This is a genomic window from Pseudoduganella sp. HUAS MS19 (assembly GCF_053615455.1).
The window spans coordinates 609,588-627,754 of the sequence record NZ_CM132133.1 but is presented as its reverse complement, the minus strand read 5'-3'; the positions used below and the strand labels follow the sequence as shown (position 1 = coordinate 627,754).

Below are 18,167 nucleotides of genomic sequence, written 5' to 3'. Positions count from 1 at the left end.
AAGAGTATGTCATCAGGCTAAAGCCCGCACCGCAGGCCGTCAGTTAGCTGGAGCACGTCCAGGCTCCGCCAGCAGGAAGGCCACCAGTTTCCGCCTGACACCCGTCTGCACATTCACCGCATCAAATGCAAGGCGCGCGTGGTAATGCTGTGGAACCGGATAGTCCCATACCCCGCTGGAGAGCAGCTCGCGCAGCCCGCCTTCCTCGTCCGATTGTGGCACCCGCCAAGGAGGGAACTCGCAGTCGCGCTGCACCGCAGGCAGCAGATCGATATTCAGCTGAACAACCTCACCCGGCGCCAGCATGGTCCCCGCTGCAGTACTGTTGCTCCATTCCGCCACCCTGCCACTAAGCATCCGGCCCTCCTGGCAGCTCGCCAATGGCCGTTTCAGGGCATCGAACAATACCGCCAGGTCAGTGTGCAGCAGGTAGCGATGTTCGCGCCCAAGATTGCTTAACGCCACGGTATATCGTGGCGCTTGCCCCGGCGTTGCCGAAGCATGCAGCAATGCCACTGTCAGGACGGGCTTTTCAAGTTCCGGCTTGATTGCGTTCGCCGCAAGCGGAAAGGCCAGCAAAGGCACCGTACCGACAATGGCCCCATTCCACACCAACATCAACAAGAATGCACCGATGCCCATCGGGCCGCTGACATGCCAGCGCCGCGGCTTGCCCGGCACCCGCGACGCGCGCATGGCGGTTATCGCCATCAGCAAGGCACCCCAAACCAGGACCACGCCAAAACTGAAGAAAGGCACCAGCTCCAGTAAGCTGTTCCTGTTAGCGCGCGTATGGAATGGCAGCGAACCTGCCAGCGCCAACGCCACTACAAGGTATTCGAATCCCGCTATATACACGGCCACATTGAAGAAGCGCCGCGCCGCCTCGACGGGCATCGCCAGGCGCAACAAGGCCCGCAGCATGACCAGCAAGCCCAGTATCAGCAATGCCGACGGCAGGCCGATCAGCAAGATGTCCTGCAGGCTCGGAATATTCAGGTGCTGCGTCACGTCCGGCATATCGAGCGCCTGCTGCGTCACGGGATCGCATCCCCGCATCCACACCAGGTTGGCCAGGATGAAGAGCATCAACAAATACTTGCAAGCCTTGACTGCACTGAAAATGCAAACGGTCAGGAAGGAGAACTTTGGCAGCGAACGCTCGATGCCGGTTGCACCATTGATTTTTTCGTCCAGCCGGTGCGGCATGAACAGCATGGCCGCCAGGATGTGCACCACCGCCGCGCCCATTGCCAGCAGCTTTTCCACCGGAGTTGCATCGGACGTTTCCAGCCGCGGCGCCCCGGGCCTGGCTCGACCGCGACGCAGGCTGCTACGAGGCGATTTCAATTGATACCCCTTGCGTTAAGTTATTATTTAATTATTTATCAATGATGCGGGGATTGCAATGGCAGTAGTGTTGGGACCTATCTTGAAGTTCTGTGGCTGTGACGACGGCATGTGGACAGTCAGCGCACTGGTAGTCTGGACGGGCGAATTGGCGCCGGCAGTAACGGCAGCCGTGCTGCCCGGCGCCGCGGCCGAAGTGCGTCCCCTGGCAGCAGCATCCCGCCGTTTGCGCAGCCGTTTGCACAAGCGCGCCGTGCATACCGTTGAAAGTTGGCGCTTCACCATCGAGCAGCATGCCACGCGCGAGCAACAGGTCCAATACATCGTCGACGGCCAAGCCTTTACGTTCACCGTTCCGGCGCGCGACGGCGCCCCCACCTGCGCCTACACCTCCTGCAACGGCTTCTCCGATTACAAGAAGATGAAGGACATCCCACAGGACCCGGTATGGAATAAGATGCATGGCAACCACCTGCAGCGCCCTTACCACCTGCTGCTGATGGGAGGCGACCAGATTTACAGCGATGCGATGTGGACTACCACAGCCCTGCACGACTGGGCCGCCGCGCCAAACGACAAGAAGCTCGCCAACAAACCCGTCACCAAAACGCTGCAAACCGAAATCGACGATTTCTTTTTCGGGAACTACCTGAAGGTCTGGGCCTATCCGCATGTGGCGCGCATGTTTGCCAGCGTTCCCACGGTAATGATGTGGGACGACCATGACATCATCGATGGCTGGGGCTCATACCCGGACAAGTTCCAGCAATCGCCCGTTTTCAAGGCGATCTACCATATTGCGCGCGACTACTTTCTGCTGTTCCAGCAGCACTGCGTTGCGGATGATGAACTCCCGATGCGGTTGCCCGCGCAGCCCGGCTTCAGCAAGGCCGTGCGCATCGGCGATTACGGCCTGCTGGTGCTCGACCTGCGCAGCGAACGTACGCCCGACGTGGTCATGGGCCAGCAGTCGTGGGACGCTGCCTATGCCTGGCTGGAGCGGCAGCAGGACTGCAAGCACCTGCTGATCATGTCCAGCATCCCCGTCGTGCACCCCGACTTCAGCACGCTGGAGATGCTGCTGTGCGCCCTGCCCGGCCAGCAGGAACTGGAAGACGACCTGAAGGACCACTGGCTTAGCCGCCCCCACCAATGGGAGCGCCTGCGCATGATCCACCGCCTGCAGGAATGGTCCCAGCAAACTGGTGGCCGCGTAACCATTCTTTCCGGCGACGTGCACGTGGGCGCCATCGGCGCCATCGAGTCAAACCAGAAGCAATACCAGGGCAAGCCGATCACGATCCACCAGCTGACTTCGTCCGGCGTGGTGCATCCGCCGCCACCGGCGATGGCGCTGTTCTACCTCGAGCATGTCGGCGACAAGGTTGAACAACTGGAAGGCGGTATCACAACCGCGATGTACAAATTCCCGGGCACATCGCACCGCTATATCGGCGCCCGCAACTACCTGAGCCTCGAACCCGACCGCATCGTGGACGGCCGCTCGCGCAACCGCCTATGGGCCAACTGGTATGTGGAGAACGAGGCGCAGCCTTACCGCCAGGCGATCCTGCCGCTGGCAGATTAAGTCCAAACTTGAGCACACCCGAGATCGAAGTCGAGTATCCGGTGCCGATATTCAGCAATTAACAGGTCAAGCCAGGCACCTAGCCTGGCCACCTGGTCATGCTCGCCGCGCCGACGCGCATTTCCTATTCCCCGCCGAATCTCTCCTGCTATCTGGGGACATATGTAGAGATCGCTTCTCTGCCAACATTCGGCATGCTGACTAATACTTCAGCCAAAGACTTGCGGGCAGGCTGTAGCAAAACGTTTCGCAAAATTTCAAAGCGCTCTTCTTCCTCCGTCCTGCCATTCAAGGCCGCTCGCTTTGTCAACGCCCGAGCAATGTCCCCATCAATACTGATTACAACAAGTTTGGCCGTCATTTGAACCTCGCAAACCATGGCATTTACGCCCATCATACGCTCATGCCGCATATGGCTGGTTTGAGCTGTGTCAGATCATGAAGTACCAACAGTTGCACCGGCAGTCAGAACTGGCTGCCACAGCTCCTGCAAATCGGCCGCAGGCTTGCCATTGATGAGGGCCAGGAGCATATCGGCCATTCTTGCGCCGGCGGCGCGGGCGTTGGGCTGGTCAATGGTGGTGACGTCGATGTCGGCCAGCGTGTCGGCCATGCTGCCCCACACGATCAGGGAAATATCCTTGCCGATCTTGGCGCCTGCGTCGAGCAGCGCGCGCACTGCGCCCACACCGGCGAGGTGATTGTCGACGACGATGGCGGTAGGGCGTGGCGTCGTGGCCAGCAGTGCCTGCACGGCGGCGTGGCCGGCGCGGCGGTCGATGCAGTCGTCTACCAGATGGCGCGGATCGGCTGCCAGGCCGGCGCCGGCCAGCGTCGCCAGGAAGCTGGCCCGGCGCTGGGCGGAGAAGTTCATCGCCAGCGGCGCGCTGATCATGGCGATGCGCTGGTGGCCCAGCGAGAGCAAACGCTCCAGCGCCATGCGGATGCCGGCCTTGTTGTCGTAGTCGAACCAGGCATACGGCGCGTCGAGCTGGGTGCGTCCGTGGGCAATGAAGGGGAATCCGGCCCGCACCAGATAGGCTATGCGTTCGTCATGCACCAGCGTGCGGCTGACTACCAGGCCGTCGACGCGGCGGCCGCGCACCATTTGCTCATAAGACGGCATCTCGTTCGCTGGCGACACCGGCGCGATGATAAAGTTCATGCGCTTTTGCTCAAGCGCCTCCGACATGCCGCCCACCACTTCGAGGAACATGGCATCGCCAAGATCGGCCGGCAGCAAGGGATAGATGGTGCCGAGCACATTGCTGCGCCCAACAGCCAGGCTGCGTGCCATGGGGTTGGCCTCGTAGCCCGACTCGCGCGCGGCGCGCAGCACGCGCTCGCGCGTCAGCTCGCTGACTTCGGGATAGCCGTTCAGTGCGCGGCTGACGGTAGTCTTGGACATGCCGAGTTTGTCGGCGAGGCTCTTCAAGTTCATTGCGAAATTATAGCGGGTGCATCCGGCCCGCCGTCCGTCCCGTCCACCGCACGTTTGAAAAAGTACAGCGTCACCAGCACGATCGCAATCGGCACCAGCGTCAGGTAGAACGCGAAATGGCCGCTGAAGGCGCCAAACACATAACCGGTGATCAGCGAACCGGTGGTGCCCCCGAGTGCGGAGAAGATCACCAGCAGGCCAGTCATTGCCGAATGCTGGTGCTTGGGCAGGGAGCTGAGCATCACGGAATTGATGCCGGGGTAGACCGGGGCCATGAACAGCCCAATCAGTGGGAACACGAAGGCCGCCGGGGGCGCATCCAGCCATCCCGCGCCCGGCGCGACCACCACGTCGTGTGTCATCGGCAGCGCGATCAGCACCACGGCCCCCATGCCGAGCAGGCAGCCGTTCATCACCGGATACCAGTTCACCCGGCGCATCAGCACCCCGGCGGAAAGCCGGCCAACGGCAAGACACGCGGCAAAGATGCTGGTGACTTGCACGCTCATGGCGGCCGGCAAGTGCAGGATCTCATTGTTGAAGGTCGGCAGCCAGGTGCCGACACTCTGTTCGATCAGCACATACAGGAACGCTGTCAGCACGAATACGCACACGAGCGGCTTGAAAAACAGCTTGAGCATCGCCGCAAACTCCTGCGGCAGGCTGCGTGCTTCCGGTGGCGCGGCCAGGCGTTCGTCGAATGGTGTGACGAACAGCAGTGCAAAGGTCAGCGCGCACAGGGCGGCCAGGACCCAGTACACATGCAGCCAGCTTTGAGAGCGCGGGTTGTCGGAGTCGATGAAGAAGCTGAATATCCAATAGGCACACAGCACGCCAACCATGAAGAAGCCTTCCAGCGTATTCATGATGCCTGCGTGCTGGCGGCGGTCGGCTGCCACCAGGCCCAGCGTAGAGTAGACCGACACCTTGACCAGGGCGAAGGAAACGCCGACGCACAGGAACAGCATCTTGGTGGTGAGGAAGGAAGGCAGCATTGGCATCGTCAGGCAGGCCGCCGTGACAATGGCAAGCCCTGCCAGCATCGCCTTCTTGTACCCGATGCGCGGCAGGAAGCTCGCCACCAGGAAGGACACCACGGCAATCGGCAAATCCTTGAAGCCTTCCAGCACGCTGGCGGCGGACTTGCTGACGCCGTAGTTGTTGATGACCTGAAGGATCACCGTGCCAACGCTGTTGAGCAGGATGGCAAACGTGAAATAGATCAGGAACAGGACCCAGATGATGCGCCGGTTTTGCATAGTGTCTCCATTGTATTTTTGAATTGCTGCAGTCCCGGGATCACCGTGTCCGCCTGCCACAGCGTGGCCGCCTGGCCTACGCCGATGGCAACCATGCCGGCCGCCTTAATGGCGGTCACGCCGGCGACGGCGTCCTCCACGCCAACACAATCGGCCGGGTCTACGCCCAGTTCCGACGCGGCGCGCAGGAAGATTTCGGGATCGGGTTTGCCGCGCGCGATCGTCGCCGCGTCTACGACATAGTCGAACTTCTCAGTGATGCCGAGGCTTTCCAGCACCGTGAAGGCGTTCCTGCTGACCGATGCAAGGCCCACCTTCAAGCCTTGCGCGCGGCACCAGTCCAGCGCCTCCACCGCGCCTGGCAGCAGGTCGGCGGGCGACATTTCGGCGATCAGGGTCTTGTAATGCTCGTTCTTGGTGTCTGCCAGCGCCAGCTTCTCCGCGTCGCTATAGCTGCGTGGCGCGCCAGCCAGTATCAGCTCCAGGGAGCCCATGCGGTCAATGCCCTTCAGGTGTTCATTGAAGGCTTCGTCGAAATGCACCTGCTGCGACTGCGCCAGCTTTTGCCAGGCCAGGAAATGGTAGTGGGCGGTATCGGTGATCACGCCATCAAGGTCGAAGATAACGGCTTTCATGCAAGCTCCTGAACCGGCGCGGCCGGGGTAACGGTGACGGGCACGCCGCGGTGCTGGAAGGCCAGGCCCTCGCCGCGCAGCAGCGTGTATTGCGTGCCGCCGGGGCTGACGCGAATCTGCAACAGGCTGCCGCGCAGGTGGATGCGGAACTGGTAGTGCTGCCACTGCTTCGGCAGTGTCGGCGCGAACCGTACCTCGCCATCCGCCACGCGCATGCCGCCGAAGCCGTATGCCACGCCGAGCCAGGTGCCGGCCATGGCGGCGGTGTGCACGCCGTAGTGGGTATTGCCGTGCGTGTTATCCAGGTCGAGGCGGGCGGTCTCCATGAAGTAGTCGTAAGCCTTGCCCTCGTACCCGACTTCCGAGGCGATGATGCTGAAGATGCAGGACGACAGCGATGAATCGTGCGTCGTCACCGCTTCGTAGTAGTCGAAGTCGCGTTTTTTGTCTTCCAGGGTGAACTGCTCACTCAGTAGCAGCAGCGCCAGCACCACGTCGGCCTGTTTGCAGACCTGGTGGCGGTAGATCACCATCGGGTGGTAATTCAGCAGCAGCGGGTACTTGTCGGCTGGCGTTCCGGCGAAGTCCCACACCTTCTTGTCGAGGAAGCTGTCGTCCTGCGGGTGAACGCCGAGTGCCGCGTCGTATGGCAGCAACATCGCAGCAGCGGCGCGGCGGAATTCCTCCAACTCGCCTTCGCCCAGCGCAACAGCGGCCGCGATGCGCGCCCAGTCTTGCGGGTATTCACCCGCGATGCGCTCGGCCACCGAAGCGGCGAACTGCATATGCAGCTTTGCCATCGCGTTGGTGTAGTAGTTGTTGTTTACCAGCGCGGTGTATTCGTCCGGCCCTGTCACCTCATTGATCACAAACGCGCCGGCTCGGTTGTAGCTGCCGATGCCGAGCCAGATGCGCGCGGTCTCAAGCAGAATCTCGGCGCCGTACTGCAGCAGGTAGGCGTCGTCGCCGGTGGCGTCCATGTACTGCTTGATCGAGTAGGCCACGTCGGCGTTGATGTGGTATTGCGCGGTGCCGGCTGGGAAATAGGCCGAGCATTCCTCGCCGGCGATCGTGCGCCACGGGTACAGCGCACCTTTGGCATGCGACATCTGGCGGGCGCGTTCGCGGGCGGCTGGCAGGCCTGCATAGCGGTATTCCAGCAGCTTGCGCGCGATCTCGGGTTTGTTGTACAGGAAGAAGGGGAAGATGTAGATCTCCGTATCCCAGAAGTAGTGGCCTTCGTAGCCCTCGCCCGTCACGCCCTTGGCGGAGATATTGGTCTTGCCGTCGCGGCCTACCGACTGCAGCAGGTGGAACTGGTTGAAACGGATGCCTTGCTGCAGCGCGTCGTCGCCCGCCACCTCGACGTCTGCCTGGGCCCAGAAGTCGGCCAGGTAGGCTTCCTGCTGCGCGGCGAGCTTGTCAAAGCCCAGGCCGCGCGCGGCCTCCAGTTCGGCGCGCGAACGCGCCAGCAGTTCATCCGCGGCATAATCGCGCGAGCTGTAATAGCAGCCGTACTTCACCAGCCGCACGGCCTGCCCATCGCGCGCATCGACCGCATACGACTGCACCAGCCGCGATCCTTCGGCACGCTGCGCGAAGATATGCTGTGCGTCGATCACCTGTGCGGCGGCCGTCACCAGCGTGAAGCCGCTGTTGTGGGTGCGCTGCAGCAGGGCGGCGAAGTGCGGCGCCAGTTCGGTGCCGGCCAGCGCCAGCGCCGGGCCGGTCGTGGCGGATCCGACACGCGGGTCGTCGCCAGCTTCCAGGTTGCGCACCACGCCATCCACCGTGCACTCCAGCCGTAAAGCGCCGTCAAAGCCAAGCGGCGTCACCATGAACTCAATCGCAAACAGGTGCTTGCTGGCGAAGCTGACCAGGCGGCGGCTGCGCAGCTGCAGGCGGCGGCCGGACGGCGCTTGCCAGACGATGTCGCGCTCGAGCAAGCCGGTGCGGAAGTCGAGGCGGCGCTCATAGCTCTCCACACGGCCTTGCAGCAGGTCGAAACGCTCCTCGCCAAGCCACAGTGCGATGCCTTTGGCGTTCGGCACATTCAGCATGAACTGGTTGTTGCGCGCCAGTCCGTATGCATTTTCGGGATACTGGATCGGCTCCGATTCGTAGAAGCCGTTCAGGTAGCTGCCATCGAGGGAGGTGCCCGCCGGGCCGCCATAACCTTCTTCCGGCGTGCCGCGCAGCCCGATATAGCCGTTGCCCAAAGCGAACAGGGTCTCATCCAGGAAATTCGACTCCGCGTCGCAGGACGTTTCGCGGATACACCAGGCATCGAGGGGGTAAGTGTGCTGCATCTTCTTCCTTCTGGTTCATTCAAACCGGTTTGGATTCGGTATAAAAAATTTTCAGGTGGCGCGGACGATCAGTGCGGTGGGCAAGGTTTCGGAAGTCACCGGACGCCCCTCCAGCAAGTCCAGCATCTTCTTCGCCAACAATACGCCGCCATCGCGCAGGTACTGGTGCACGCTGGACAGCGGCGGCACGAAGCTTACGGCGCCCGGTGTGTCGTCATACCCGATGACGGATACCTGCTCCGGCACACGCACATCGCGCTCGGCCAGCGCACGGATCGCGCCCATCGCCAGCAAGTCGCTGGCGGCAAACACGCCGTCGAACGACAAGCCTTTCTTCTTCAGCAGGGAGTCCAGGCAATCAAAGCCGGCTTCGAACGTAAATGCCTTCGGCCGCATGATGTGCACGCTCCCCTGCCCTCCCAGCGCGTCGATAAAGCCGGCGCAGCGTTCCTGCACCTCGGCGTGGTCCACGTCGCCAAGGAACAACAGCTTCTTGCGGCCCAGTTCGATGAAGCGCTGGGCGACGCTGACACCGCCCTTGCGGTTGTCACTGCCGACCACCACGGTGTCGGAACCCGCGCCGGGGGCACCCCACACCACCAGCGGCTGGCTGCGCTTTTTGAGCGCGGTCACCGCTTCGCCATGCGAACCCTGGCCCAGCAGGATCAAGCCGTCGGCGCCTTGCACCGGGGCGGTATCCAGCAACTGGCGCGAGGTCAGCACCACGCTGTAGCCGGCGGTGGTCAGCTCCTGCGTGATCCCGCCCAGCAGTTCCAGCGGGTAAGGGTCGGACATCGGCCGCCCCTTTTCGGGTGTCATTTCCACCACCACTGCCACCGAGTACGAACGCCCCATGCGCAGGTTGCGCGCGCTCACGTTCAGGCGGTAGCCCTGGGCTGCCGCGATCTGGCGCACTTTCTCCCGCGTTTCTGCCGTGACGAGGGGACTGCCACGCAGGGCGCGCGACACGGTAATTTTCGAAACCCCTGCCAGTTTGGCGAGGTCTTCCATAGTTTTATTGACAGCCATGCGGGGCATTATGACAGATTTCCAAACCCTGCAACAACAAAATGACATCGATAACATTTAGATTGACATCGATATCATTTCTTGATTCAATGGTCAGGCCTTGGAGCCGAATCACATAAAACGAAAGAAGAGACACGTATGAAAAACCATCGGAAATTCCTGTTGTCGTCCATTTCCATCGCTGTACTGACCTTGATCGGCCAGGCCCAGGCCGCGGAACAGGAAGGCCAGCAAGCCACGGCGGAAGCTGCACCGGCTGCGGCAGATGCCGCCGTCCAGAAAGAAATCCAGCAAGTGGTCGTGACCGGCGTGGCATCGGCCCGCGGCGTGCGCAAACTCGATTCCGCCTTCTCCATCACCACCGCGTCGGAAGAACAGCTCAAACAAGCCGCCCCGATCAGCACCGCCGACGTCATGAAGCTGGTGCCGGGCGCGTTTGCCGAATCGACCGGCGGCCAGTCCGGCGCCAATATCCAGGTGCGCGGCTTCCCTTCCGGCTCCGACTCTCCTTTCGTGTCGGTGCAAATGCAGGGCAACCCGCTGTATCCGGTCTCCACCCTGTCGTTCTTCGAAGGCTCCTCGGCCTTCCGCCTGGATGACACCATCGAGCGCGTGGAAGTGCTGCGCGGCGGTCCAAGCACCATCTTTTCCAGTGGCCAGCCGGGCGCGACGATGAACTTCATCCTGAAAAAAGGCACCGACACGCCGGAAGGCTCGGTACGCTTCACCACCGGCACCGGAGAACTGCGCCGCGTCGATGTCTTCTACGGCGGCAAGATCTCCGATGGCTGGTACGGCACCATCGGCGGCTTCTACCGCAACACCCACGGTGTGCGCGATGCCGGCTTCCCTTCCGATGACGGCGCTCAGGTCACCGCTACCCTGACCCGCAAGCTGGACCAGGGCGAAGCTACTTTCTACCTGCGCCGCACCGACGACAAGAACGCCTTCTACACCGGCGTGCCGCTGATCTCCAGCGACGAGGGCCGCACCATCTCGGAATTCCCTGGCTTCGACCCGCTCAAGGGCACTTTGATGAGCAATGAAATGCGCCGCTTCACTGTCGAAGCCGCACCCGGCAAGACCCTCAATTACGACCTGGGCGATGGCCGCGGCCTGAAATCCACCGTGCTCGGCATGGAATTCGAACAGAGCTTCAATGGCTGGAACGTCTCCAACAAGTTCAACCACTTGGACGGCGACCTGAACACCATCGCCATGTTCACCGGTAACAATCCGCTGTCCATGTCGGCTTACAACACTGCCGCGCTGGCGGCCAACGGCGGCAGCAGCGCCACCGCAACTTACCTCGATGGCACAGCGGTCGCAGGCGACCAGCAAGTCGTGCAGGCCGGCCTCTGGGCAGTCGAGAAAAAACTGAAATCGTTCACGGACGAAATCCGCGTCAGCAAGGAATGGATCAAGGACAACACCCTGACCGTGGGCGGCTACTTCGCCAACTACTCTTCGGATGACGTGTGGTATCTGGGCAGCAGCCACCTGATGACGGCCGTTCCGAATGCGCGCCTGATCAACGTCAGGCTGGACAACGGTGTCATCGTGTCCAACAACGGCAAGGACGGCAGCGTGTTTTACGCGCCGGTCGCTTCCTACGACGGCAGCAATACCGCGCTGTTCATCGCCAACGAATGGAAGGTCAACGATAGGGTCAAGATCGACGGCGGCATTCGCCGCGAGCGCCAGAAGCTCGATGCGACGATCGCCAACCTGGCCACGGGCGACACCGACAACAACCCGCTGACCGTCTACAACAACAATACCTCGATGCCGACCGGCGCCAACACGGCGCTCAGCCGCACCGACTCGGCCAACAGCTTCACCATTGGCGGCAACTACAAGCTGGCAAAGGATATGAGCGTGTTCGCCCGTGCCAATATGGGCCGCACCTTCATCGCCTTCGACGACTTGCGCAATGCCGGCACCCAGGCCAAGGTCAATGACCGCAGCTTCCTGCCGACCCCGAAGATCAAGCAGTACGAACTGGGCTTCAAGACCGCAGGCCAGCTGTACAGCGCCTACATCAACTACTTCCATACCGACTTCGAAGGCATCGCCTTCCAGCAGATCCTGTCCAACGGCACCATCCTGAACTCGGTGTCCGGCTCCAAAGGCGACGGCGTGGAAGTGGAACTGGCAGTGCGCCCGATCCGCGACCTGTCGCTCAGCCTGTCCGGCAACTGGCAGGATTCCAAGTACAAGGACAACCCGCTCACTGAAGGCAAGCTGGTACAGCGCCAGCCTAAGCTGCAGTACCGCTTCACACCGACTTACCGGATCCCGATGGGCGAGAACAATTCGCTCAAGCTGTACGGCACCTACACCTACGTGGGCGACCGCTGGGCCGACCAGGCCAACCTGCAATACCTGCCTTCGTACAAGACGGTGGACCTGGGCGCGCTGTTCACCATCGGCGACAAGATCGAAATCCGCCTGAGCGGCAACAACATGAGCAACGAACTTGGCCTGACTGAAGGTAACTCGCGTCTGACCACCGGTGGCAGCGGCCCGATCAATGCCCGCCCACTGTTCGGCCGCAGCTGGGAGCTCTCGCTGGCCTACCGCTTTTAAGCAGCACCCTCCCTCGTAAGCAGTTCCCCTCCGGGCGTCGCAGGATTTTCCAAGGCTGCGGCGCCCTTTTTTTCGCTTGCAAACGAAGCTCTAGCATTCGCCCTGGATTTCGCCTAAGCTGACGATGGTGCCTGAGTGAAAGGTTGCGACGAAGGGTAGATGCGTGGTCTCGCCAATTTCCATCAATGCGCTGCAGACTGCCGCGGCATTTGCTGAACGCAAGGTGCAGCAAGATCGCGACCGGGTCGCGCAAGATGAAGATCGCCTCGACCAAAGCCGCGCAACGCTTGAGCGCGACAGCCAGGACCTTTCCCGTGCTCAGCTCGCAAGCCGGCGCGCCGAAGCCGCCGCCACACCGGCGCTCGCCGCACCGCGCCTCGACAATGCCATCGAAGAACGCATCCCATCGGGCATACTGCCGGCGCCGCCGTCGATCAATACCCTGGGCCAGGCGATCGGCAAGCTGATCAGTATCGCGGTCTGATCAATTTTTTGCCGGCAGCTGCAGGCGGGCCAAGGCGCGCGCTGCCGGCGGGTAGCCGCCTGCCGCCGACCGCTTGTAGAGCTCCTGCGCGCGGGCATTATCCTGCGGCAGCAGTTCTCCCTTTTCCAGCGCCTCGCCGAGAACGAACTGCGCCATAGGGTCTTATTTCCCGGCCCCCTCCTCGAGCAGCTTCAAGCCCTGCTGCGGCGCGCCGCCTGCGCCCAGCAGCCACACCCCCAGCAGCCCCAAGGCCTTGGTGTTTCCCTCCGCAATAAACTTCTCCAGCAGGACTCGCCCGCGCGCCGGGTTGGGGGCCCTGCCCTGCCCGCTCAGCAGCGACATGGCCACCGCTATTTGGGCTTGGTGGCGGCCTTGGGCAGCCGCTTTTTCCGTCCAGGCCCAGCCTTCCTCGGCATTCATTGGCGTGTTCTTACCCCGAATCAACATGTAGCCCAAAGTCTCCTGGGCGATGGGATGACCCAGCTCGGCAGACTTGCGCAGCCAGCGCATGGATTCGTCGACATTGCGTTCGGTGCCGAGGCGGCTCGCATAGGCCACGCTCAGGCGGTACATGGCATCGGCATCGCCTTGCGTTGCCAGCGCCTGATCCTTTTCCAAGTCGGCTTGCAATGGTGCCGGCGTCTTTTTCGCCTCGATGGCCCAGACATATTGCATCGTGGTCCAGGTCGGTTCCGTGCGGCCCACGCTTTCCGGCGGCGTGAACTGGCACTTGGCCAGGCCGTCCTGCGCGGCCAGGTCCAGCTGGACGTGTCCGCTCGACTTTGCAACGCGCGATTCCAGCACCTTGCCCTCCAGGCCGACCAGGAAGGCCAACGTGACCGTGCCGGCGTGCTCCTTACCCAGCGCCTCCTTCGGCCATGCCGGCTTGGCGCAAGTCTTCAGGTCAGCGGTAATCTGCTTCGCGGCACTCCGGTCGATAGGTCCGACGCTGTCTGCCTGGGCTGGCAGGGCCGCCAGACTTGCCAACAGGACGGGCAGGATTTTCAGCAAGGGCATTGGCAGTCACTTAGCAGGAAGTTAACATTAACTCACTGTAACACGACTCTGCCTGCCTTGGGCATGCTCAATATTGGCCCGGTCACGCGCCTTTCTGCGGCATGGGTTCGCCCAGTCGCTGCAGCGCCAGGCGCGCCTTGGCTTGCCCGCCTCTGGCTGCCAATTGGTACAGCTCCCTGGCCCGCGCCGTGTCTTGCGGCACGCCGCGGCCATTTTCATAGCATTCGGCCAGCAGGTACTGCGCGCGCGGGTGGCTTTGTTTTCGCAGCAACTCGACGGCACGCGCCACCGCGGCTTGTTCAGTGGAATTCAACATCATTTCCGATATGGCGAGGTCAGCTTGCGGGAGGCCGCCTCGCCCGGCCTTTTCATACCATGCGATCGCCTCGCGTTCATTACGCTGTACGCCGTCGCCCGCCTGCAGCAGGCGGGCCAGCGAAAACTGCGCAGCTGTCGCATTCTGCTCGGCAGCCTTGCGCAACCATTTGGCCGCCTGGGCCGCGTCGCGCGGAACGCCATGCCCCAAATAGGCGATACCCAGCAGTTCCTGCGCTTGTGCCATGCCGGCGTCGGCCAGGGCGGCAAGCGTCGCCAGCGCCGCCGCAGCATTCCTGGCAATCAGGGTATTGCCGCCCTTTAACTGGTGCAGCGCCATCCGGTAGCGCGCATCGGCATCGCCCAGCTCGATAGCCTGCTGCCATTTGGCTAGGGCGGGTCCGTCATCTTTCGGATCGCCTTCCAGCGTCCACACATACTGCATCCGCTGCCATCCCGCTTGCGGCACACCATTGACCGTGGCCGCCTTGAAGCGGCAGCGCTCAATTCCTTCCAGGGCAGCAAAATCCAGCAGCGGATAGCCACTGGTGAGTTCAAGCTGCGAGTTCTCCACAAAACCGTCCGCGCCGATCAGGAAACGCAGTGTAGCCGTGCCAGTCTGCTCCTCGCGCAAGGCTTGCCTTGGCCAGACAGGCTTGCTGCAGGACCTAAAGTCCACCACGGCAGGAGTACGCTTGCCGGGCGGCGCCGGCGGCTGCATAACAGTTATCGGCGCAATGGCGTTCTGGCCGGCTGCGCCGCTGGCCCGCTGCACGGCTGGCTCGGCAGCACCGTCCGCCAACCGCTGTTCCTGGTCTGCGCGCGCGGTCAATGCCGCCAAGCCCAGCAGTACTCCCACCAACCCCTTCAGTTTCATTATCGGCTTTTAGCAAATTATTAACAGCCGACTTTACCATACGGTATCAATGCTTTCAATCAACAAACTTTGCCTTGCGCCGTGGCGCCTGCAGGGGGAACAGTTGGCGTCCGGGGCACTGGCGGCGGGCCACTAGTACGCCGCCACATCGCCAGGAATTGCTGGTACGGGTGCATGGTCTTTTCCTTCAGAAGGGCGCCACCAGGCGCCGGTCGGCTGCGGGGCAGCGATGGACAAAGGGGCGCCGATCATCGGCGTTGCCAGGGTCTGGCCGCGGGCGGCAGCCAGGGCGGTGATCTGTTCGAACGGGTCGTCCCAGCGATGCATGGCCAGGTCGAAGGTGCCGTTGTGGATCGGCAGCATCACCTTGCCGCGCAGGTCGATATGGGCCTGCATCGTTTCCTTCGGCTGCATATGGATGTCCGGCCATTGCGGGTCATAGGCGCCGGTCTCCATCAGGGTCAGGTCGAATGGGCCGAAGCGTTCGCCGATTTCCTTGAACCCCTTGAAGTAGCCGGTGTCGCCACTGAAGAACACTTTCAGGCCGCCGCTGTCGATCACCCACGAGGCCCACAGCGTCTTGTTGCTGTCCCACAGGGTGCGGCCGGAGAAGTGCTGGGCCGGGGTGGCCGTCAGCTGCAGGCTGCCGGCCGACACCGATTCCCACCATCCAAGCTGGCGCACTTTCTCTGCCGGCACGCCCCAGGAGAGCAGGGTGTCGCCCACGCCCAACGGTGCCAGGAACAATTCGGTCTTGGCTTCCAGTTCGCGGATGGCGGCGTAATCGAGGTGGTCGTAGTGGTTGTGCGACAGGATCACGCCCTTGATCGCCGGCAGCTCGGCAATGCTGAGCGGTGGCGCGTGGAAACGCGCCGGGCCGGCCCACTGCACGGGCGAGGCGCGCCTGGAGAACACCGGATCGGTCAGCCAGAATTCGCCATTGAGCTTCAGCAGGATTGTCGAATGCCCCAGGCGGAACAGGGTATTGTCCGGCGCCGCCAGCAATTGCTCGCGAGTGAGCGCTTGCACCGGCAATGCATGGCCGGGCACGGTGTGGGCCGGCTTGTGGAAGGTGAAGTCCCAGAAAATCTTCAGGGTCTTGAGCAAACCCGGCTGCTGGCGCGGCGCGTCGTTCTGATACGCAGGACGGGAATCGGCGGCCTTATAGGTCAGGCAAGTCATGATGAAAAGCGCTCCAATCAGCAAGGTTGGTTTCATGTCCGGTCGCCAAAGCGGCAAATGAATTACACTACACAGTGTAGTTTCGCCTTTGGGAAAAGTAAACTACCCGGTGTAAAATATTTTTTATGAACCAACCCGACAAACTCACAGACCGCAAGCGTGCCGCCATCATCACGGCCGCCATCGCAGAATTCCGCGCGCGGGGCTTTGAAGCCACCAGCATGGACCGCATCGCCGCCGCGGCAAATGTTTCCAAACGCACGGTGTACAACCACTTCGCCAGCAAGGACGAGCTGTTCGAGCAGATCCTGCAGGAGCTGTGGGATTGCAGTGCCGCCCTGAACGCCATCGCTTACCGGCAAGGCCAGCCGCTCAAACCGCAGTTGCTGGAACTGATGCGGCAGAAAATGGCCATGCTGCGCGACGCTTACTTCCTCGACCTGGTGCGCGTCGCCATCGCGGAAGCGATCCATGCGCCGCAGCGCGCCGGCGACATGATGACCAGGCTGGGCAAGAAGGAAGAAGGCGTGGCCAGCTTCCTGCGTGCGGCACAGGAAGACAAGGTGCTGAAGGCGGGCGACCCGGCCTTCATGTCGCACATGCTGCAGGGACAGCTGAAATCGTTTGCGCTATGGCCCCAGGTGGCGATGGGCAAGAAGCCGCTGACACCGCAGGAACAGGAGGCGGTCATCACCGCCACCGTCGAGATGTTCCTGTCCTACTACGGCGTCAATTGAAGCGCACCGCGTACACCGGCGGCAGCGTGGTGGAAATGGTTTGCCAGTGTTCGCCACCGTTGGTGGACAGCCAGGCACCGCCGGTGGTCGATGCCATCAGCAAGGTCTTGCCGTCGTCGGCCACCGCCAGCCCGTGGCGGTACACCAAGTCGTAGCAATGCTCCTGCGGCAGCCCGCCGCGCAGGGTGCTGAAGCTGGCGCCGCCATCGGCGGTGCGGTTGAGCGCCAGCGCCGCTTCCACCGGCACGCGCTGCTGGTCGGCCACGGCCGGCGCGAACCAGGCTGTGTTGCCATCGCGCGGATGCACCGCCACCGCGAAACCAAAGCTCGACAGCGGCGCCGTGATCTCTTCCCAGCTGTCACCGTTATTGCGCGAGTGCCAGATGCCGTTATGGTGCTGGCACCACAGCACATCCGGCTCGGCGGCACAGCGCACGATGCGGTGCGGGTCCTGCACCGCGCCGGCATCCTGCATCTCAGGCGGCATGTAGCGCGCCGCCATGCCCTTGGTGCGCAGCTGCCAGCTGGCGCCGCCATCGCGCGTCAGCCAGGCGCCGCCGCAGGACACGCCGACCAGGACCGAGTTGCTGTCGCGCGGGTCGACGCAGATGCTGTGGATGCCAGGCACGTCGTAACCGCCGCCAAACCATTGCGCGCGCTCAGGGACGTTCCACAGCGATTCCACCAGTTGCCAGCTTTCGCCGCGGTCGTCGGAACGGAACAGGCCACCCGGCAGGGTGCCGGCCCACAGCACGCCGGGCTGGTCCTGCCCGCCCGTTTCCAGCGACCAGATCTGCTTGAGTGTCCAGTCAAGCTTGTCGCTGCTGTCCTGCGGCTTGGGTGGATAGGCCGGCACCGCGATTTCCTTCCACTCGGCACTGCCGGCATCGCGCCGGTGCAGCTTGGCGCCGAAGTGGCCCAGGTTAAGGCAGGCATAGGTGGCGCCGTCGCGTGCGTCATGCAGCACCATCGACACCGGGTCGCCGAAGAAGGACTTGTCGCCCTCCAGCCGCCATTCGCCATTGCGGTAAGCCAGTTCGAACAAGCCCTTGCGGCTTGCTAGGTAAGCGCGGTCTGCCATGTCATCCTCCGGATAAGGCTTGCAGCACGTAGATCTTGGAATCACTGCGCAGCGGCTCATCGAGTTCACTGCGCCTGCCATCGATGAATACCACGACGTTGGCACGCAGGCGGCCCTGTTCGTCCAGGACGTAGGCCCCCAGGCGCGGGTTTGCAGCAAAGGCCCCGTCCAGCGCGGCGCGTAAAGTGGCCGCCTGCGTCGCCAAGGTCGGAACTGGCAGGAAGCGCGCCAACTGCTGGGTGAAGATGATCTGGGCCATGGGAAAGCTATTCTA

General features: G+C 62.5%; 17 protein-coding genes. 4 read left to right on the top strand and 13 right to left on the bottom strand.

What is annotated here, in order from left to right; genetic code table 11:
* Positions 1-39: 39 nt before the first annotated feature.
* Positions 40-1,350 carry a hypothetical protein gene (locus tag ACWBU6_RS02930; protein ID WP_452647382.1) on the bottom strand — a complete coding sequence of 437 codons (1,311 nt, stop codon included), beginning with the start codon at positions 1,348-1,350 and terminating at the stop codon, positions 40-42.
* Between the two features lie 109 nt (positions 1,351-1,459).
* Here ACWBU6_RS02930 and ACWBU6_RS02925 point away from each other — a divergent pair, with 109 nt between their 5' ends.
* A complete protein-coding gene (locus ACWBU6_RS02925) occupies positions 1,460-2,938 on the top strand; it encodes an alkaline phosphatase D family protein (protein ID WP_452647381.1) in 1,479 nt (492 codons plus the stop codon).
* Positions 2,939-3,086: 148 nt separating this feature from the next.
* On the opposite strand, the gene ACWBU6_RS02920 is transcribed toward ACWBU6_RS02925, so the two are convergent.
* The 6 genes from ACWBU6_RS02920 to ACWBU6_RS02895 are packed head-to-tail and all read right to left on the bottom strand — an operon-like array spanning position 3,087 to position 9,611.
* Positions 3,087-3,335: a hypothetical protein gene (locus tag ACWBU6_RS02920; protein ID WP_452647380.1), complete on the bottom strand. Its 249-nt coding sequence runs from the start codon at positions 3,333-3,335 to the stop codon at positions 3,087-3,089.
* 39 nt (positions 3,336-3,374) lie between these two features.
* Positions 3,375-4,379 carry a substrate-binding domain-containing protein gene (locus ACWBU6_RS02915; RefSeq protein WP_452647379.1) on the bottom strand — a complete coding sequence of 335 codons (1,005 nt, stop codon included), beginning with the start codon at positions 4,377-4,379 and terminating at the stop codon, positions 3,375-3,377.
* Positions 4,376-5,638, bottom strand: a complete 1,263-nt coding sequence (locus ACWBU6_RS02910) for an MFS transporter (protein WP_452647378.1) — start codon at positions 5,636-5,638, stop codon at positions 4,376-4,378. The genes ACWBU6_RS02915 and ACWBU6_RS02910 overlap by 4 nt, the downstream gene beginning before the upstream one ends.
* Entirely contained in the window at positions 5,602-6,273 is a 672-nt protein-coding gene (gene pgmB / locus ACWBU6_RS02905) for a beta-phosphoglucomutase (RefSeq protein WP_452647377.1), read from the bottom strand. The genes ACWBU6_RS02910 and pgmB overlap by 37 nt, the downstream gene beginning before the upstream one ends.
* Positions 6,270-8,582, bottom strand: a complete 2,313-nt coding sequence (locus tag ACWBU6_RS02900; protein WP_452647376.1) for a glycoside hydrolase family 65 protein — start codon at positions 8,580-8,582, stop codon at positions 6,270-6,272. Before ACWBU6_RS02900 ends, pgmB begins: the two co-directional genes overlap by 4 nt.
* A 51-nt stretch (positions 8,583-8,633) precedes the next feature.
* Positions 8,634-9,611 carry a LacI family DNA-binding transcriptional regulator gene (locus ACWBU6_RS02895; RefSeq protein ID WP_452647375.1) on the bottom strand — a complete coding sequence of 326 codons (978 nt, stop codon included), beginning with the start codon at positions 9,609-9,611 and terminating at the stop codon, positions 8,634-8,636.
* A gap of 138 nt (positions 9,612-9,749) precedes the next feature.
* On the opposite strand from ACWBU6_RS02895, the gene ACWBU6_RS02890 reads away from it, so the two are divergent.
* Entirely contained in the window at positions 9,750-12,200 is a 2,451-nt protein-coding gene (locus ACWBU6_RS02890; protein ID WP_452647374.1) for a TonB-dependent receptor, read from the top strand.
* Positions 12,201-12,363: 163 nt separating this feature from the next.
* Positions 12,364-12,684, top strand: a complete 321-nt coding sequence (locus ACWBU6_RS02885; RefSeq protein WP_452647373.1) for a hypothetical protein — start codon at positions 12,364-12,366, stop codon at positions 12,682-12,684.
* Here ACWBU6_RS02885 and ACWBU6_RS02880 read toward each other — a convergent pair whose 3' ends face one another.
* The 4 genes from ACWBU6_RS02880 to ACWBU6_RS02865 form a co-directional block, all read right to left on the bottom strand.
* Complete coding sequence (locus ACWBU6_RS02880) at positions 12,685-12,840, bottom strand: hypothetical protein (RefSeq protein ID WP_452647372.1); 156 nt, start codon at positions 12,838-12,840, stop codon at positions 12,685-12,687.
* Positions 12,841-12,846: 6 nt separating this feature from the next.
* The gene (locus tag ACWBU6_RS02875; protein ID WP_452647371.1) at positions 12,847-13,701 is read right to left on the bottom strand and encodes a TonB family protein; all 855 of its coding nucleotides are present in this window, start codon (positions 13,699-13,701) and stop codon (positions 12,847-12,849) included.
* Between the two features lie 82 nt (positions 13,702-13,783).
* Positions 13,784-14,893 (bottom strand): TonB family protein, encoded by a 1,110-nt coding sequence (locus tag ACWBU6_RS02870; RefSeq protein WP_452647370.1) that lies wholly within the window; start codon positions 14,891-14,893, stop codon positions 13,784-13,786.
* Positions 14,894-15,025: 132 nt separating this feature from the next.
* Positions 15,026-16,075, bottom strand: a complete 1,050-nt coding sequence (locus ACWBU6_RS02865) for an MBL fold metallo-hydrolase (protein WP_452649519.1) — start codon at positions 16,073-16,075, stop codon at positions 15,026-15,028.
* A gap of 125 nt (positions 16,076-16,200) precedes the next feature.
* Between ACWBU6_RS02865 and ACWBU6_RS02860 the strand changes: the two genes are divergently transcribed.
* Positions 16,201-16,812 (top strand): TetR/AcrR family transcriptional regulator, encoded by a 612-nt coding sequence (locus ACWBU6_RS02860; protein WP_452647369.1) that lies wholly within the window; start codon positions 16,201-16,203, stop codon positions 16,810-16,812.
* Here the strand turns inward: ACWBU6_RS02860 and ACWBU6_RS02855 are convergent.
* Together ACWBU6_RS02855 and ACWBU6_RS02850 are read right to left on the bottom strand one after the other, a co-directional pair.
* Entirely contained in the window at positions 16,805-17,893 is a 1,089-nt protein-coding gene (locus tag ACWBU6_RS02855; RefSeq protein ID WP_452647368.1) for a WD40/YVTN/BNR-like repeat-containing protein, read from the bottom strand. The two genes, ACWBU6_RS02860 and ACWBU6_RS02855, sit on opposite strands and share 8 nt — an antisense overlap.
* Position 17,894: 1 nt before the next feature.
* On the bottom strand, positions 17,895-18,152 hold the full coding sequence (locus tag ACWBU6_RS02850) for a MoaD/ThiS family protein (RefSeq protein WP_452647367.1): 258 nt from the start codon (positions 18,150-18,152) through the stop codon (positions 17,895-17,897).
* Positions 18,153-18,167: the final 15 nt, after the last annotated feature.

What these genes read in the sequence shown, in the direction of transcription:
- ACWBU6_RS02870 (WP_452647370.1), bottom strand. Translation starts at nt 14,893, where the DNA reads ATGAAACTGAAGGGGTTGGTGGGAGTACTGCTGGGCTTGGCGGCATTG.
- ACWBU6_RS02925 (WP_452647381.1), top strand. Translation starts at nt 1,460, where the DNA reads ATGTGGACAGTCAGCGCACTGGTAGTCTGGACGGGCGAATTGGCGCCG.
- pgmB (WP_452647377.1), bottom strand. Translation starts at nt 6,273, where the DNA reads ATGAAAGCCGTTATCTTCGACCTTGATGGCGTGATCACCGATACCGCC.
- ACWBU6_RS02865 (WP_452649519.1), bottom strand. Translation starts at nt 16,075, where the DNA reads ATGACTTGCCTGACCTATAAGGCCGCCGATTCCCGTCCTGCGTATCAG.
- ACWBU6_RS02875 (WP_452647371.1), bottom strand. Translation starts at nt 13,701, where the DNA reads ATGCCCTTGCTGAAAATCCTGCCCGTCCTGTTGGCAAGTCTGGCGGCC.
- ACWBU6_RS02910 (WP_452647378.1), bottom strand. Translation starts at nt 5,638, where the DNA reads ATGCAAAACCGGCGCATCATCTGGGTCCTGTTCCTGATCTATTTCACG.
- ACWBU6_RS02890 (WP_452647374.1), top strand. Translation starts at nt 9,750, where the DNA reads ATGAAAAACCATCGGAAATTCCTGTTGTCGTCCATTTCCATCGCTGTA.
- ACWBU6_RS02900 (WP_452647376.1), bottom strand. Translation starts at nt 8,582, where the DNA reads ATGCAGCACACTTACCCCCTCGATGCCTGGTGTATCCGCGAAACGTCC.
- ACWBU6_RS02895 (WP_452647375.1), bottom strand. Translation starts at nt 9,611, where the DNA reads ATGGCTGTCAATAAAACTATGGAAGACCTCGCCAAACTGGCAGGGGTT.
- ACWBU6_RS02880 (WP_452647372.1), bottom strand. Translation starts at nt 12,840, where the DNA reads ATGGCGCAGTTCGTTCTCGGCGAGGCGCTGGAAAAGGGAGAACTGCTG.
- ACWBU6_RS02920 (WP_452647380.1), bottom strand. Translation starts at nt 3,335, where the DNA reads ATGATGGGCGTAAATGCCATGGTTTGCGAGGTTCAAATGACGGCCAAA.
- ACWBU6_RS02855 (WP_452647368.1), bottom strand. Translation starts at nt 17,893, where the DNA reads ATGGCAGACCGCGCTTACCTAGCAAGCCGCAAGGGCTTGTTCGAACTG.
- ACWBU6_RS02850 (WP_452647367.1), bottom strand. Translation starts at nt 18,152, where the DNA reads ATGGCCCAGATCATCTTCACCCAGCAGTTGGCGCGCTTCCTGCCAGTT.
- ACWBU6_RS02860 (WP_452647369.1), top strand. Translation starts at nt 16,201, where the DNA reads ATGAACCAACCCGACAAACTCACAGACCGCAAGCGTGCCGCCATCATC.
- ACWBU6_RS02915 (WP_452647379.1), bottom strand. Translation starts at nt 4,379, where the DNA reads ATGAACTTGAAGAGCCTCGCCGACAAACTCGGCATGTCCAAGACTACC.